We start from the raw sequence: 14173 nt of genomic DNA, 5'->3' as shown, positions 1-14173 counted from the left end.
GGGGAAGCCATGACAGCGACGACCGACGGAAGCGCAGGGGCTTCGGAACCCCGCGCAGCCGCGGCCAGCGAAACGACCGACACCCGTCCCGACCCGACCGACCCCCACACAGCCGCCGAACACGCGGCGCGGCGGTCCGTCGAATATCTGCTCGGCAAACAGGACGCCGAGGGCTGGTGGAAGGCCGATCTCGAGACCAATGTCACCATGGATGCCGAGGACCTGCTGCTCCGTCAGTTCCTCGGCATCCAGGACGAGAAGACCACCCATGCGGCAGCCCTGTTCATCCGGGGCGAGCAGCGTGAGGATGGCACCTGGGCCACCTTCTACGGCGGTCCCGGCGAACTCTCCACCACCATCGAGGCGTATGTCGCCCTGCGTCTCGCGGGCGACCGGCCGGACGACCCGCACATGGCGCGCGCCGCGAGCTGGATCCGCGCACAGGGCGGCATCGCCGCCGGCCGTGTCTTCACCCGCATCTGGCTCGCGCTCTTCGGCTGGTGGAAATGGGAGGACCTGCCGGAACTTCCGCCCGAGCTGATCTATCTGCCCTCGTGGTTCCCGCTCAACATCTACGACTTCGGCTGCTGGGCGCGGCAGACCATCGTGCCGCTCACGATCGTCTCCGCCAAGCGTCCGGTCCGTCCCGCCCCGTTCCCGCTCGACGAGCTGCACACCGACCGGCACCGCCCCAACCCCCCGCAGCCCCTCGCCCCCGCAGCGAGTTGGGACGGCGTCTTCCAGCGCCTCGACAAGGCGATGCACCGCTATCACAAGGTCGCGCTGCGCCCGCTGCGCCGCGCGGCCATGAGCAGCGCGGCGCGCTGGATCATCGAGCGGCAGGAGAACGACGGCTGCTGGGGCGGGATCCAGCCCCCCGCCGTCTATTCGGTGATCGCCCTGCATCTGCTCGGCTACGACCTCCAGCACCCGGTGCTGCGCGCGGGCCTGGACTCACTGGACCGGTTCGCCGTGTGGCGCGAGGACGGCGCGCGGATGATCGAGGCCTGTCAGTCACCGGTCTGGGACACCTGCCTCGCCACCATCGCGCTCGCCGACGCGGGACTGCCCGCCGACCACCCCGCGCTGGTCAAGGCCGCCGACTGGATGCTCGCCGAGGAGATCGTCCGGCCCGGCGACTGGGCTGTACGCAAACCACGGCTCGCCCCGGGCGGCTGGGCGTTCGAGTTCCACAACGACAACTACCCCGACATCGACGACACCGCCGAGGTCATCCTGGCGCTGCGCCGGGTCAGGCACCCCGACCCGTCGCGGGTCGAGGCCGCGGTCGCGCGCGGTGGCCGCTGGACTCTCGGGATGCAGTCGAAGAACGGCGCCTGGGCGGCCTTCGACGCCGACAACACCAGCCCCTTCCCCAACCGGCTGCCGTTCTGCGACTTCGGCGAGGTCATCGACCCGCCGTCCGCCGACGTCACCGCGCATGTCGTCGAGATGCTGGCCCACGAGGGCCGGGCCCACCACCCGAGCACCCGCCGCGGCATCGAGTGGCTGCTCGGCGAACAGGAACCGAACGGAGCCTGGTTCGGGCGCTGGGGCGTCAACTACATCTACGGCACGGGGTCGGTCGTTCCGGCGCTGACCGCGGCCGGGCTGCCCGCCTCGCACCCGGCGATCCGGCGCGCCGTCAGCTGGCTCGAATCCGTGCAGAACGACGACGGAGGCTGGGGCGAGGACCTGCGCTCGTACCGTGAGGCGACGTGGATCGGCCACGGCGCCTCCACCGCCTCACAGACCGCGTGGGCGCTGCTGGCCCTGCTCGCTGCGGGGGAGCGGGACGGCAAGGCGGTCGAGCGGGGCATCGCCTTCCTCACCGGGACGCAGGGCCCGGACGGCTCGTGGGACGAGCCGTACTTCACCGGCACCGGCTTCCCGTGGGACTTCTCCATCAACTACCACCTGTACCGGCAGGTCTTCCCGCTCACCGCGCTCGGCCGCTATCTGCACGGGGAACCGTTCGCCGGCCGGAACGGGGGCTGAATGGACGCTTCCACGGAGCCCTCGGGCTCCGCGGCGCCGCCGCTGCTGATCGCCTGTGCGCTCGGCATCGAGCGTCTCGCCCTGCGCGGGGCCGGCCGCGGCGGCGCACCGGGCCCGGTGACCGTACTCCGTACGGGCATCGGCCCGAAGAACGCGCAACGTGCCCTCGAACGCCTGCTCCGAGAAGAGCACACGCGCGACACGGCGGTCGTCGCGTCCGGCTTCTGCGCCGGGCTCGCCGCGGGTATGCACCCGGGCGATGTGGTCGTGGCCGACGAGACCCGGGGTCCCTGGGGCGTCTCGCCGTGCACCGGTACGGAGACGCTCGTGCGGGCGCTGGCCCGGGCGGTGCCCGGGCGGACCGTCCACACCGGCCCGCTGACCGGCTCCGACCATGTCGTACGCGGCTCGGAGCGGGCCGAGCTGGCAGCGACCGGAGCGATCGCGGTGGACATGGAGTCCGCCGCGACGCTCCACAGCGCCCTGACCGCGGGAGCCCGCCCGGTTGCGGCCGTCCGGGTGGTCGTGGACGCTCCTGAGCATGAGCTGGTCCGTATCGGCACGGTGCGCGGTGGAATATCGGCTTTCCGGGTCCTCCGCGCCGTCCTTCCGGCTTTCTACGAATGGCACCGTTCTTTGCTGCTCCCCAGGAGGTGAGCTAGATGGCCATGCCGCTCCGTCAGACCATCAGGGTCGGGACCTACCTCTTTGAACAGAAGCTCCGCAGGCGTGAGAAGTTTCCGCTGATCGTGGAGCTGGAGCCGTTGTTCGCGTGCAATCTGAAGTGCGAGGGCTGCGGGAAGATCCAGCACCCGGCCGGAATCCTCAAGCAGCGCATGCCGGTCGCCCAGGCGGTCGGCGCGGTTCTGGAGTCCGGTGCCCCGATGGTCTCGATCGCGGGCGGCGAGCCGTTGATGCATCCTCAGATCGACGAGATCGTCCGGCAGTTGGTGGCGCGTAAGAAGTACGTCTTTCTCTGCACCAACGCGATGCTGCTGCGGAAGAAGATGGACGACTTCACTCCGTCGCCGTTCTTCGCGTTCGCCGTCCATATCGACGGGCTGCGCGAGCGCCATGACGAGTCGGTCGCCAAGGAAGGCGTGTTCGACGAAGCGGTGGAGGCGATCAAGGAGGCCAAGCGGCGCGGCTTCCGGGTCACCACGAATTCCACCTTCTTCAACACCGACACCCCGCAGACCGTCATCGAGGTGCTGAACTACCTCAACGACGACCTCAAGGTCGACGAGATGATGATCTCGCCCGCGTACGCCTATGAGAAGGCGCCCGACCAGGAGCACTTCCTCGGCGTCGAGCAGACCCGCGAGCTGTTCAGGAAGGCCTTCGCCGGCGGCAACCGGCGGCGCTGGCGGCTGAACCACTCGCCCCTCTTCCTGGACTTCCTGGAAGGCAAGGTCGACTTCCCGTGCACCGCATGGGCGATCCCCAACTACTCGCTCTTCGGCTGGCAGCGGCCCTGCTATCTGATGAGCGACGGGTACGTGCCCACGTACAAGGAACTCGTCGAGGAGACCGACTGGAGCAAGTACGGCCGTGGAAAGGACCCGCGCTGCGCCAACTGCATGGCGCACTGCGGGTACGAGCCGACCGCAGTCCTCGCCACCATGGGCTCCCTCAAGGAGTCGCTGCGCGCGGCACGGGACACGGTCTCCGGAAACCACGGGTGAGTGGAGGCGACGGGGACGGCCCCCCGGGCCCTTCCCGCCGCCATGCTGTTCAACAGATCAGAGAGGGGGCCCGAACGTGACACTTCTGGAGCACATCCGGGGGCCGCGTGATCTCAAGGCGCTGTCAGAAGCGGAACTCGACGAACTGGCCGAGGACATCAGGGACTTCCTGATCCACGCCGTGGCCAGAACCGGTGGCCATCTGGGACCCAATCTCGGGGTGGTGGAGCTCTCCATCGCCCTGCACCGGGTCTTCGACTCGCCCGTCGACCGCATCCTCTGGGACACCGGTCACCAGAGTTACGTCCACAAGCTCCTCACCGGCCGGCAGGACTTCTCCAAGCTGCGTGGCAAGGGCGGTCTGTCCGGCTATCCCTCCCGCGAGGAGTCAGAGCACGACGTCATCGAGAACTCGCACGCCTCCACCGTCCTCGGCTGGGCGGACGGACTCGCCAAGGCCAACGAGGTGCTGAGGAAGGACGACCACGTCGTCGCCGTCATCGGTGACGGCGCGCTCACCGGCGGCATGGCCTGGGAGGCCCTGAACAACATCGCCGCCGCCAAGGACCGCCCGCTGATCATCGTCGTCAACGACAACGAGCGCTCCTACGCCCCGACGATAGGGGGCCTCGCCAACCACCTGGCCACGCTCCGCACCACCGACGGCTACGAGCGCTTCCTTGCCTGGGGCAAGGACGTGCTCCAGCACACCCCCGTCGTCGGAAAGCAGCTGTACGAATCGCTGCACGGCGCCAAGAAGGGCTTCAAGGACGCCTTCGCCCCGCAGGGCATGTTCGAGGACCTGGGGCTGAAGTACGTCGGCCCCATCGACGGCCATGACATCGCCGCCGTCGAGTCGGCGCTGCGCCGCGCGAAACGTTTCCACGGGCCGGTCCTGGTGCACTGCCTCACCGAGAAGGGCCGCGGCTACCGGCACGCGGAGCGGGACGAGGCCGACCGCTTCCACACCGTCGGGGTGATGGACCCGCTGACCTGCGAACCACTGACGCCGGCGGCCGGCCCGTCATGGACCTCGGTGTTCGGGGACGAGATCGCGGCGATCGGCGCCGAACGGCCCGACGTCGTGGCGATCACCGCGGCCATGCTCCACCCCGTCGGTCTGACGAAGTTCGCCGAGCGCTTCCCCGACCGGGTCTGGGACGTGGGCATCGCCGAACAGCATGCGGTCGTCTCCGCCGCCGGACTCGCCACCGGCGGTCTGCACCCCGTCGTCGCCGTCTACGCCACGTTCCTCAACCGCGCCTTCGACCAGCTCCTGATGGACGTCGCCCTGCACCGGTGCGGAGTCACGTTCGTCCTGGACCGGGCCGGGGTCACCGGAGTCGACGGGCCCTCCCACAACGGGATGTGGGACATGTCCGTGCTCCAGGTCGTACCCGGGCTCAGGGTCGCCGCTCCGCGCGACGCCGTCCAGCTCCGGACCCAGCTGCGCGAGGCCATGGACGTGACGGACGCGCCGACCGTGCTGCGCTTTCCCAAGGAGTCGGTGGGGGAGCCGCTGCCCGCCGTGGACCGGGTCGGCGGGATGGACGTACTCCACCGGAGCGACGACGCCGAGGTGCTGCTCGTCTCGGTCGGCGCGCTCGCTTCCGTCTGTCTGCAGGCGGCCGGTCTGCTGGAGGACCGCGGAGTGCGCTGCACCGTCGTCGACCCGCGCTGGGTCAAGCCGGTGGACGAGCAGCTCGCCCCGCTCGCCGAGCGGCACCGCCTGGTCGCGGTCGTCGAGGACAACAGCCGGACCGGCGGGGTCGGTTCGGCCGTCGGCCAGGCGCTGCGGGACGCCGGGGCCGACGTACCGCTGCGGACCTTCGGCATCCCCGAGCAGTTCCTCGCCCACGCGAAGCGCGGCGAGGTGCTGGCCGACATCGGGCTGACGCCGGCGGAGATCGCGGGGCGGATCAGCGCGGCCCTGGCACGCCGCGAGGAGACCGGGCAGCCGCGGGAGCACGGGCTGTGAGCACGGATGCCGAGGACACGGACAATGAGCAAGGAGTTCGAGGAGCACGGACGATGAGCAAGGAGTTCGATCTCGGGCGGCTCCTCGCGGAGCGCGGCCGTGAACGGTACGAGCTGCACACGAGACATCTCAACCATCAACTGCCGCGGATGCTGCACACCATCGGCTTCGACAAGGTGTACGAGCGCGGTGAGGGCGCGTACTTCTGGGACGAGGACGGCAACGACTACCTCGACATGCTCGCCGGCTTCGGGGTGCTGGGCCTAGGCCGGCACCACCCGGTGGTCCGCAAGGCGCTGCACGACGTCCTCGACGCCTCGCTCGCCGATCTCACCCGCTTCGACTGCCCGCCGTTGCCGGGACTGCTCGCCGAGAAGCTGCTGGCCCACACCCCGCATCTGGACCGGGTGTTCTTCGGCAACAGCGGCACGGAAGCGGTGGAGACGGCGCTGAAGTTCGCCCGCTACGCGACCGGGAAACCGCGGATCGTCTACTGCAGGCACGCCTTCCACGGGCTGACCACCGGCTCGCTCTCGGTCAACGGCGAGGAGGGCTTCCGGGACGGCTTCGCCCCGCTGCTCCCCGACACCGCGATCGAGCTCGGCGATCTGGACGCGCTGGAGCGGGAGCTGAAGCGCGGCGACGTGGCGGGCTTCGTCGTGGAGCCCATCCAGGGCAAGGGTGTGCACGAGGCGCCGCCGGGATTCCTGTACGCGGCCCAGGAACTGCTGCACCGCCACAAGGCGCTGCTGATCGCCGACGAGGTGCAGACGGGGCTGGGCAGGACCGGCGACTTCTACGCGTACCAGCACGAGGACGGCGTCGAGCCCGACCTGGTGTGTGTCGCGAAGGCACTGTCGGGCGGCTATGTGCCGGTCGGCGCGACCCTCGGCAAGGACTGGATCTTCAAGAAGGTCTACTCGTCGATGGACCGGGTGCTGGTGCACTCGGCGAGCTTCGGCTCCAACGCCCAAGCCATGGCGGCCGGGCTCGCCGTCCTCTCCGTGATCGAGGACGAGCAGATCGTCGCGAACGCACGGGTGACCGGAGAGCTGCTGCGGACGCGGCTCGCGGCGCTCGTCGACCGCTACGAGCTGCTGCAGGACGTCCGGGGGCGCGGGCTGATGATCGGGATCGAGTTCGGCCGGCCGTCCTCCCTGAAGCTGCGCAGCCGCTGGACGGTGCTGCAGGCGGCCCGCAAGGGACTCTTCGCGCAGATGGTCGTCGTGCCACTCTTGCAGAGGCACCGGATCCTCACCCAGGTCTCCGGCGACCAGCTGGAAGTGATCAAGCTGATTCCGCCGCTGATCATCGGTGAGCAGGAGGTCGACCGGTTCGTCGAGGCCTTCAGCGCCGTGATGGACGACGCCCACGGCGGCAGCGGGCTGATGTGGGACTTCGGCAAGACCCTCGTCAAGCAGGCCGTGGCCAACCGCTGAGCGCTTTTGCCTCTGGGGCAAGAAACTTGCCCCAGAGGAAACATCCTGGCCCAATGGAGGCATGAGCCTTCCCGCCGGACATCCCGCCGGAGAACCTGCCGGACGACCTGCCGGACAGGCAGCGGACGAGCTGCCCGATGTCGCACCGCGGCTGCGCGAGCTGCGCCGCCGCCGTGGTCTCACCCTGGAGGCCGCCGCCCAGCGGGCGGGCCTTTCCCCCGCCCATCTGTCGCGGCTGGAGACGGGCAACCGGCAGCCGTCGCTGCCGACGCTGCTCGCGCTGGCCCGGATCTACGGTACGACCGTCGCCGAGCTGCTCGGCGAGATCCCGCCGGAGCGCGACGCGATCATCCGCGCGGGCCGGATGGGCCCCGCGGAGGCCGACGGCTGGACGTACCGGCAGGCCGGCGGCCGCGGGCGCGCCATGCAGGCGCTGCGGGTGCGCGTGCCGTACTCCGGGCCCCAGGAGGAACTGGTGCGGGTGCACCCGGGCGAGGAGTGGCTGTACGTACTCGAAGGGCGGCTGCGGCTCGGCCTCGGCGACACGGTCCATGAACTCGACCCCGGGGACAGCGCCCACTTCGACTCGCTCACACCGCACCGTATCGCCGCCGCCACGATCGGCGGGGCCGAGCTGCTCTTCGTCCACACGCTGCTGCAGAGCCCCGACCCGCACGCACACCCGCACGTCTGATCCGCACACCGCACGTCTGCCCCTGTGTGCCCCCGTGGCACGTACACCCGCACGCCTGAGGAGACCGCCATGCCCCGGAAGCCGTCATCGAGCCAGGAATCGAGCCAGGAATCCGCGTTCCCCGTCGGACTGATCGTCCGGCTCTTCGCCTATCTGGTGGCAGGCCACCTCTTCGCGGCCTTCCTCTATCTGCTGTTCACCGTGGGCGGCCAGTGACCCGCCGCCCGGCAAGGGCTCAGGCCGATCCGTCCAGCAGACGGTCGCGCAGCCGCTCACGCGTCTCGGGCGTGATCTCGAGGCCCTCGGAAAGATAGCTCTCGGTGCTGCCCCAGGTCTCCTCGATGGTCTCGAACGCCGCCGCCAGGTACTCGGAGCGGGCGTCGAAGAGCGGGCTGAGGAGCTCCATGACCTCCGGCGACATCCCGGCGGGCGCGTTGTCGCCGCGGCGCACCTTGTAGCGGCGGTGCGGGTCGTTCGACTTCAGGTAGTCGGCCTCGATGGCGTCCCGCTCGACACCGACCGCCAGCAGGGAGACCGCTATCGACAGACCCGCGCGGTCCTTGCCCGCCGCACAGTGCATCAGGGCCGGGACGCTGTCCTCCGCCAGCGCGTGCAGCACACGGCTGTGCTCGGCCGTGCGCTCCTTGATGATCACGCGGTACGACGCGACCATGCGGGCGGCCGCCTTGCCGTCGGCGAGGATCGACCTCAGCTGGTCGAGGTCGCCCTCGCGGACCATCTTCCAGAACTCGGCGCCGTCCGCCGGGTCGGTGAGCGGGATGTTGAGGTTGCGCACACCGGGCAGTTCGACGTCCGGGCCTTCCAGCTTCTGGTCCGCGGCATTGCGGAAGTCGAAGATCGTGTGGAGCCCGAGCGAGGCGAGGAAGGCGGCATCGGTGTCGGTGGCGTGCGCGAGATGGCCGCTGCGGAAGAGCCGCCCGTGCCGCACCAGGCGCCCGTCAACGGTCGGCAGTCCGCCCACGTCCCGGAAGTTGCGCACCCCGGCCAGCTCGGGTTCGGTCGACGGGATCTGAGGCAGCTGCTGCGTCACGGTGGCTCCTCCGTGTCTGCGGTCGGCGCTCGCCGACAATGGCGCGTTCCTGACCATACGACATCGATTCCTCAGGCAATCATTTCGGCTCCGCTGGAAGGGCCGCGCCGCAGGAGGGCAACCGGAGTACGCCGCGCGCGCTCGTACTGGACCAGCCGATTCCGCTTGGTGGCCTCATCGATGGTCTCGCCGAGGACCACGTGCCGGTGCATGCCCAACAGCTGCTGGACCTTCGTGCCGCTGTCCCTGGGCGCACCTGAAGGCAAGGTGCAGGCCGTTGCCCCGATGGTGGATCGCGCGCGATGATGTGCGAACGTGTGCGAATTTGAGAGGCCGGGGTGATCGAGTCGGTTGGCAGCGGTCGTATCTGGGTTCTGTCCGGCAGTACGAGCAGCTATGCGCTGCTCGTCACCGAACGGGACGAGCTTCTCCATCTCCACTGGGGGCCGCGCATCCGCACGGCCGACGCCGAGTACCTCGCCTCCCAACCCCTCTCGAGCTGCGGCTGTGCTTCAGCGACCCCGTGCACGGCCTCGCGCTGACCGTCCACTACCGGATGCGGGACGAGTGCCTGGACACCGGTGTCGTTCACCGGGGCTCCGTCCTGCTCCACCATGGGCTGCACACGGGTCTCCACGGTGATCTTGACGCGACGGTGATCCGGCTGCGGCGCCGCTGACCGCGCCCGGGTCCGGGTCCGGTCAGCACCTGGGCGGAAGCCCCGGGCGGCCGATTCGTGAACTCCGGGAGTTCACGGCGCACTTGGTGGGCGGCCCGGAAGTGTTTCGCTTGCCGAGCCGGCCGCGACACAAAAGGGACAATGCGGGGCAAGTGGAATGACTTGGGTGAAAGGGGTGGGTGGCGCACTCCTTGCCTGCGTGTGTAGTTGGCGCCAATCGAGCCTAATGGACGATCTGTCCGTATTAGTCCATTTCGGGTAACGCGCCCGAGTTAAGGGGGAGATGGGCTCGGGTTCGTGAGCGGGATCATATCTGTGACGTTCTGTGGTGATGCCGGACATGTGAACTCCCTTGTTACGTAGGAAATCGAAGATCCGTGATTTACAGAGGGTGACCGGGAAATCCAGGTCGAAATCAGGCGGAAGGGTTCCCGGTGGAATTGATGGCTTGTTCGCGCCGACCCGGCTCGCTTACGGTCACCGCAATCCGGTCGGAACGCCTAATCCTGCCGCCGTCCGGAATATCGCACCCACCCACGTGTGGCAGGAGCGGGGGACCCAGGTAGTACGCCGTTCCGGGATCCCGGACGGCTCGGGGTGAAGTCGCGCGCCATGCGCGGCCGGGCATCTCCAGCCCGAACCCGACAGCTCACCTCGCAGGCGGCGGAGAGGAATTCGCCATGCCCGGTAAGGGTAAGCATCGCCGTCCGAGGGCCAACCCGATCACGCGTGGATTCGTCGCCGCCGGAACGGGCGGGGCCGCCATCGCGCTCCCGCTCATCGGCGCCCTCGGTGCCCATGCCGCCGAGAAGTCCGCGCCCTCCGCCGCCCCCGAGCACATCGCAGCCGTCGCCAAGAAGGCCGTCGCCCCGCATGCGCCGAAGGCTCCCAAGGCGCCTGCGACGTACACCGTCGTGGCCGGTGACTACCTGTCGAAGATCGCTCAGGAGCAGAGCGTCAACGGCGGCTGGAAGAAGCTGTACGCCGACAATCGCGCCGCCGTCGGTGAGGACCCGTCGCTGATCCACCCGGGACTCAAGCTGACCCTCGGCGGCAAGCCGAAGGCCCAGGGCGAGGCGAAGGTCCGGAGCGAGGCGAAGCCCGAGCGGAAGGCCAAGGCTCCGGTCAAGAGCGAGAAGCCGTCCGGTTCCTCCGAGCGTGCCTCCCGCACCGCCGAGCGCCCCAAGGCCGCTCCGGCCGCCGCCGAGGCCCCCGCCACGAACGCCGCCGCGAACGCCGCCGCGCAGACCAGTTTCTCCGGCTTCTTCGCGCCGGTCCGCGGCGGCGTCAGCACCGCGTACAAGACCGCCGGTTCCATGTGGTCCAGCGGTTACCACACCGGTGTCGACTTCATCGCCGCCACCGGTACGTCCGTGAAGGCCGTCGGCCCGGGCACCGTCGTGTCGGCCGGCTGGAGCGGCGCGTACGGCAACGAGGTCGTCATCAAGCACAGCGACGGCACGTACTCGCAGTACGCCCACCTCTCCCAGCTCTCCATCGCGTCCGGCGAGAGTGTCACCGGCGGCCAGCAGATCGGCCTCTCCGGCTCCACCGGCAACTCCACCGGCCCGCACCTGCACTTCGAGATCCGCACGAGCCCGAGCTACGGCTCGGACATCGACCCGCTGGCCTACCTCCGCCGGCACGGCGTCTCGATCTGACGCGACGTCCGTACCTGACACGGCGTCTCACCGTCCGCCGGCCCCGCATCGTGGGGCCGGCGGACGCGCGCGTTCCTGCTCCTTCCGGGTATTCCCGCTTTGCGGAAAACTGACCGGGTGGCCTATATCACCCCGCGTCAACCCCTCCCTACGGTGGCGTAGGTCACTTCCCGCGAGGAAAGATGTCTCGACGTGGCAGACGATTCGCGATCAAGAACAAACGGCGCAATCGGGTCCTATGCGGCGATCGGTGACAGCTTCACCGAGGGCGTCGGAGACCCGGGACCTGAGGGACAGTTCGTCGGCTGGGCGGACCGACTCGCGGTCCTCCTGGACGACCGGGTACCGGAACACACCTTCCGCTACGCCAACCTCGCCGTACGAGGCAGGCTCCTCGACCAGATCGTTGAGGAACAGGTCCCGCGGGCGAAGGAACTCGCCCCCGACCTGGTGACGTTCTGCGCCGGGGGAAACGACATCATCCGGCCCGGCACCGACCCCGACGACGTCGCGGAACGCTTCGAACGGGCCGTCGCCGACCTCACCGCCTCCGTCGGCACCGTCATGGTGACCACCGGCTTCGACACCCGCGGCGTACCCGTGCTGCGCCATCTGCGCGGCAAGATCGCCACGTACACCGCGCATGTCCGCGCCATCGCCGACCGCTACGACTGCCCCGTACTCGACCTCTGGTCGCTCAAGTCCGTCCAGGACAGGCGCGCCTGGGACGACGACCGGCTGCATCTCTCGCCCGAGGGTCACACGCGCGTCGCGCTCCGTGCCGCCCAGGTGCTCGGCATCGACGTGCCGGCCGACCCGGACCAGCCGTGGCCGCCACTGCCGCCGCGTGGCACGCTCGAAGTCCGCCGTGACGACGTCCTCTGGGCGCGCGAGTACCTCGTACCGTGGATCGGCCGGCGGCTGCGGGGCGAATCATCCGGCGATCACGTGGAGCCCAAGCGCCCGGACCTGCTTCCGCTCTGAGCGTTCCCCGCCCCCGCGGTAGTGCCTGTGGCGGGGGAGCCCGTGGCGGGGATCCGCTCCAGCACCCCGCCCGGCACGGCATGCCCGCCGAGCGGTGTGGATGGCGGCTGTACGGGAAGAGCGGGTCGAGGGCGTGTGCCCGCCGCGGGCGACCGTCCTCACGTGGGTGCCGGGTCCTCGACCAGGCCCTCCTCCGCTGAACAACACGGTGTCCCCGCTCGCGCAGCCGAGCCGATCATCAGCATCAGGCTCGTCCACTAGGAACGACGTACGGCGTCGTCGAGGCGCTGCTGAAAGCGGGCCCGGTCGCGCGGGTAACCATCGAGGCCGGGCAGCGCAGCACGAATGCCGTCAGCAGCTTCACGCCAGTCTTGGCACGCATAGGCCACCTCGCCGCCTGGAGCTGTGCCCGCGCCGGGGTGAGCCAGTACAGCCAGCCCGGACGGTCACTCTCCTCGGGGACGCGCGCAGCATGCCTGAATGCCTCGTCCGACAGGCGTCGCGAGCGGTCTCGTTCGCCCACCGCTGCCGCCGCGATCGCCGCCTCATGCGCCGCTACTGCGGCTGCCCCGGAGGAAGTGCCCGGGACCCGGCGAGCAGCCTCGGCCGTCCGCAGCGCGCGCAGCGGGTCGCCGCTCTGCCGGCAGTAGAAGGCCCTCACGCGCTGGACCCACGACGACATGTCCATGTGGTCGCCGTCAACGGCCCACCCATGGGCCACGTCCAGCCAGCCGAGCGCGGAACCCACCTGGTTGTGCTGCCAGGCCACCCACGAGAGCCAGTGCGCGTGTTCGGCGGCCAGCAGCATCAGCCTGTCGGCAGCTGTGCCGGCGGTTCCCGGGATCAGTCTCGTGATGGCGTCCAGCTGGGAGCGTACGACTGCCCAGAGATCGGCCCCGCCGACCTCGTCTTCGGCGCGGCGCTGCGTCGTCAGGACCTCGCCGATCCAGTCGGCGGTGCGTAGATCGGCCCGCCCGGTTCGGTGGCCGTGGGCGATTCGCTCGCGCAGTTCCGGTGGCGGCTCCCACTTGCCGTAGGTGGTGCTCTGCCCCGCCTCGATCAGCTCTGGTGGCACCCGTAGACCTTCAGCGATCCGGGCCCGTACCGCGTCTGTCTTCACCTTCCTGCGGCCGGACTCGATAGCCGAGATGTGGGGCTGCGGCATGCCGACCAGGGATTCGAGTGCTTGCTGGGTGAGGCCGGCGGCGCGCCTGTACTCGCGGAGGACAGCGGCCCAGTCACCGCGCGCCCATGCGGCGCGCAACCTGACGTCTGTCCAAGGTGCCCGACCAGCCATGCGCGAAATATACGCCCGCTGCGCGCTGGGCCGTATGAGACCAGCGGCAGATCAATCCCACGATGAGGGGCGTCAGATACCGAGTTCGGGTCGGAGAGACGCATGAGTGACACACTTACCCCTTTGCAGCGCTGGGCGGCTCGGCCGCCGTGTACGTACTGCACGGAGCCGGGCGCGGACGTATGCGTGCGGGTGCACGAATCTGCGGCGGGAGGCGCCGGGCAGTCGGTGTACGCGCACCGAACGTGCGCGGAGCAGCGCAATGTGCCTGTGCTGTACGCCCTGATCGGCGGCATCGGAGCGGAGCACTTCGCATGACCGCGCACACGGTGATCCGCCGGGCGGAATGGACGATCGGCGCCGACCGGTCCGCGGGCGTCTCGGCACCGATCCGCGAGGTCGAGTGCACCACCTGCTACGAGCGTTCAGAGGCGAGCACCGGTCAGCTCGGGCCGGACTCGTGGGCCATCGCCCACACGGGCCGCACGGGGCACACCGGGTTTCGGGAGATCGTGACCGCGTTCCTCCGGGTCACCCGCGTGCTGGGCAGTCTGCTGCACGACGGGAGCGACTCCTGATCTGCGCGAAGTGCCAGCAGCCGATCGGGCCGGGCGAGGAGTACACGACGCACGACATCCATTCGGCCTCGGGAGCCGGGGGCATCGTGCACCGGCACGTCGCCTGCCCGCCCCGCCGCGATTCCTGAT

Annotated in this window: 15 protein-coding genes and 1 riboswitch; of the genes, 12 read left to right on the top strand and 3 right to left on the bottom strand. The window is 69.7% G+C overall.

The window, feature by feature from the left end:
* The first annotated feature begins 9 nt into the window (after positions 1-9).
* From shc to ACWGI8_RS25585, 7 genes are all read left to right on the top strand, one after another.
* Entirely contained in the window at positions 10-1998 is a 1989-nt protein-coding gene (shc, locus tag ACWGI8_RS25615) for a squalene--hopene cyclase (RefSeq protein ID WP_453664310.1), read from the top strand.
* Positions 1999-2655: a phosphorylase family protein gene (locus ACWGI8_RS25610; RefSeq protein WP_453664308.1), complete on the top strand. Its 657-nt coding sequence runs from the start codon at positions 1999-2001 to the stop codon at positions 2653-2655.
* 5 nt (positions 2656-2660) lie between these two features.
* Complete coding sequence (gene hpnH / locus ACWGI8_RS25605; RefSeq protein WP_453664306.1) at positions 2661-3683, top strand: adenosyl-hopene transferase HpnH; 1023 nt, start codon at positions 2661-2663, stop codon at positions 3681-3683.
* A 76-nt stretch (positions 3684-3759) separates the two neighbouring features.
* Entirely contained in the window at positions 3760-5661 is a 1902-nt protein-coding gene (gene dxs / locus ACWGI8_RS25600) for a 1-deoxy-D-xylulose-5-phosphate synthase (protein ID WP_453664304.1), read from the top strand.
* 53 nt (positions 5662-5714) lie between these two features.
* Positions 5715-7100 carry an aspartate aminotransferase family protein gene (locus tag ACWGI8_RS25595; protein ID WP_453664302.1) on the top strand — a complete coding sequence of 462 codons (1386 nt, stop codon included), beginning with the start codon at positions 5715-5717 and terminating at the stop codon, positions 7098-7100.
* 61 nt (positions 7101-7161) lie between these two features.
* Positions 7162-7794: a helix-turn-helix domain-containing protein gene (locus ACWGI8_RS25590; protein ID WP_453664300.1), complete on the top strand. Its 633-nt coding sequence runs from the start codon at positions 7162-7164 to the stop codon at positions 7792-7794.
* A gap of 69 nt (positions 7795-7863) precedes the next feature.
* Entirely contained in the window at positions 7864-8010 is a 147-nt protein-coding gene (locus ACWGI8_RS25585) for a DUF6126 family protein (protein WP_453664298.1), read from the top strand.
* 19 nt (positions 8011-8029) lie between these two features.
* On the opposite strand, the gene ACWGI8_RS25580 is transcribed toward ACWGI8_RS25585, so the two are convergent.
* Both ACWGI8_RS25580 and ACWGI8_RS25575 read right to left on the bottom strand, forming a co-directional pair.
* Complete coding sequence (locus tag ACWGI8_RS25580; RefSeq protein ID WP_453664296.1) at positions 8030-8845, bottom strand: tyrosine-protein phosphatase; 816 nt, start codon at positions 8843-8845, stop codon at positions 8030-8032.
* Between the two features lie 71 nt (positions 8846-8916).
* Positions 8917-9279, bottom strand: a complete 363-nt coding sequence (locus ACWGI8_RS25575; RefSeq protein WP_453664314.1) for a hypothetical protein — start codon at positions 9277-9279, stop codon at positions 8917-8919.
* An 89-nt stretch (positions 9280-9368) separates the two neighbouring features.
* Between ACWGI8_RS25575 and ACWGI8_RS25570 the strand changes: the two genes are divergently transcribed.
* The 3 genes from ACWGI8_RS25570 to ACWGI8_RS25560 all read left to right on the top strand — a co-directional run bounded on the left by ACWGI8_RS25570 (position 9369) and on the right by ACWGI8_RS25560 (position 12169).
* Entirely contained in the window at positions 9369-9524 is a 156-nt protein-coding gene (locus tag ACWGI8_RS25570; protein ID WP_453664312.1) for a hypothetical protein, read from the top strand.
* A gap of 521 nt (positions 9525-10045) precedes the next feature.
* Positions 10046-10200, top strand: a riboswitch (cyclic di-AMP (ydaO/yuaA leader).
* A gap of 4 nt (positions 10201-10204) precedes the next feature.
* Positions 10205-11185, top strand: a complete 981-nt coding sequence (locus tag ACWGI8_RS25565; protein WP_453664294.1) for a M23 family metallopeptidase — start codon at positions 10205-10207, stop codon at positions 11183-11185.
* Between the two features lie 192 nt (positions 11186-11377).
* On the top strand, positions 11378-12169 hold the full coding sequence (locus tag ACWGI8_RS25560; protein ID WP_453664292.1) for an SGNH/GDSL hydrolase family protein: 792 nt from the start codon (positions 11378-11380) through the stop codon (positions 12167-12169).
* A 244-nt stretch (positions 12170-12413) separates the two neighbouring features.
* Here ACWGI8_RS25560 and ACWGI8_RS25555 read toward each other — a convergent pair whose 3' ends face one another.
* The gene (locus ACWGI8_RS25555; RefSeq protein WP_453664290.1) at positions 12414-13433 is read right to left on the bottom strand and encodes a helix-turn-helix domain-containing protein; all 1020 of its coding nucleotides are present in this window, start codon (positions 13431-13433) and stop codon (positions 12414-12416) included.
* Positions 13434-13568: 135 nt separating this feature from the next.
* On the opposite strand from ACWGI8_RS25555, the gene ACWGI8_RS25550 reads away from it, so the two are divergent.
* Together ACWGI8_RS25550 and ACWGI8_RS25545 are read left to right on the top strand one after the other, a co-directional pair.
* Positions 13569-13784 (top strand): hypothetical protein, encoded by a 216-nt coding sequence (locus tag ACWGI8_RS25550; RefSeq protein ID WP_453664288.1) that lies wholly within the window; start codon positions 13569-13571, stop codon positions 13782-13784.
* Positions 13781-14044, top strand: coding sequence for a DUF7848 domain-containing protein (locus tag ACWGI8_RS25545; protein WP_453664286.1), 264 nt, complete (start codon positions 13781-13783; stop codon positions 14042-14044). Before ACWGI8_RS25550 ends, ACWGI8_RS25545 begins: the two co-directional genes overlap by 4 nt.
* Positions 14045-14173 lie beyond the last annotated feature (129 nt).

This window comes from Streptomyces sp. NPDC054841 (assembly GCF_053611045.1).
The sequence above is the reverse complement of the archived record's forward strand: the minus strand, read 5'-3'. Positions and strand labels throughout refer to the sequence as shown.

Coding starts and splice junctions, on each gene's coding strand:
- shc (WP_453664310.1), top strand. CDS start 10: ATGACAGCGACGACCGACGGAAGCGCAGGGGCTTCGGAACCCCGCGCA.
- ACWGI8_RS25610 (WP_453664308.1), top strand. CDS start 1,999: ATGGACGCTTCCACGGAGCCCTCGGGCTCCGCGGCGCCGCCGCTGCTG.
- hpnH (WP_453664306.1), top strand. CDS start 2,661: ATGGCCATGCCGCTCCGTCAGACCATCAGGGTCGGGACCTACCTCTTT.
- ACWGI8_RS25595 (WP_453664302.1), top strand. CDS start 5,715: ATGAGCAAGGAGTTCGATCTCGGGCGGCTCCTCGCGGAGCGCGGCCGT.
- ACWGI8_RS25590 (WP_453664300.1), top strand. CDS start 7,162: ATGAGCCTTCCCGCCGGACATCCCGCCGGAGAACCTGCCGGACGACCT.
- ACWGI8_RS25585 (WP_453664298.1), top strand. CDS start 7,864: ATGCCCCGGAAGCCGTCATCGAGCCAGGAATCGAGCCAGGAATCCGCG.
- ACWGI8_RS25575 (WP_453664314.1), bottom strand. CDS start 9,279: ATGGAGAAGCTCGTCCCGTTCGGTGACGAGCAGCGCATAGCTGCTCGT.
- ACWGI8_RS25565 (WP_453664294.1), top strand. CDS start 10,205: ATGCCCGGTAAGGGTAAGCATCGCCGTCCGAGGGCCAACCCGATCACG.
- ACWGI8_RS25550 (WP_453664288.1), top strand. CDS start 13,569: ATGAGTGACACACTTACCCCTTTGCAGCGCTGGGCGGCTCGGCCGCCG.
- ACWGI8_RS25545 (WP_453664286.1), top strand. CDS start 13,781: ATGACCGCGCACACGGTGATCCGCCGGGCGGAATGGACGATCGGCGCC.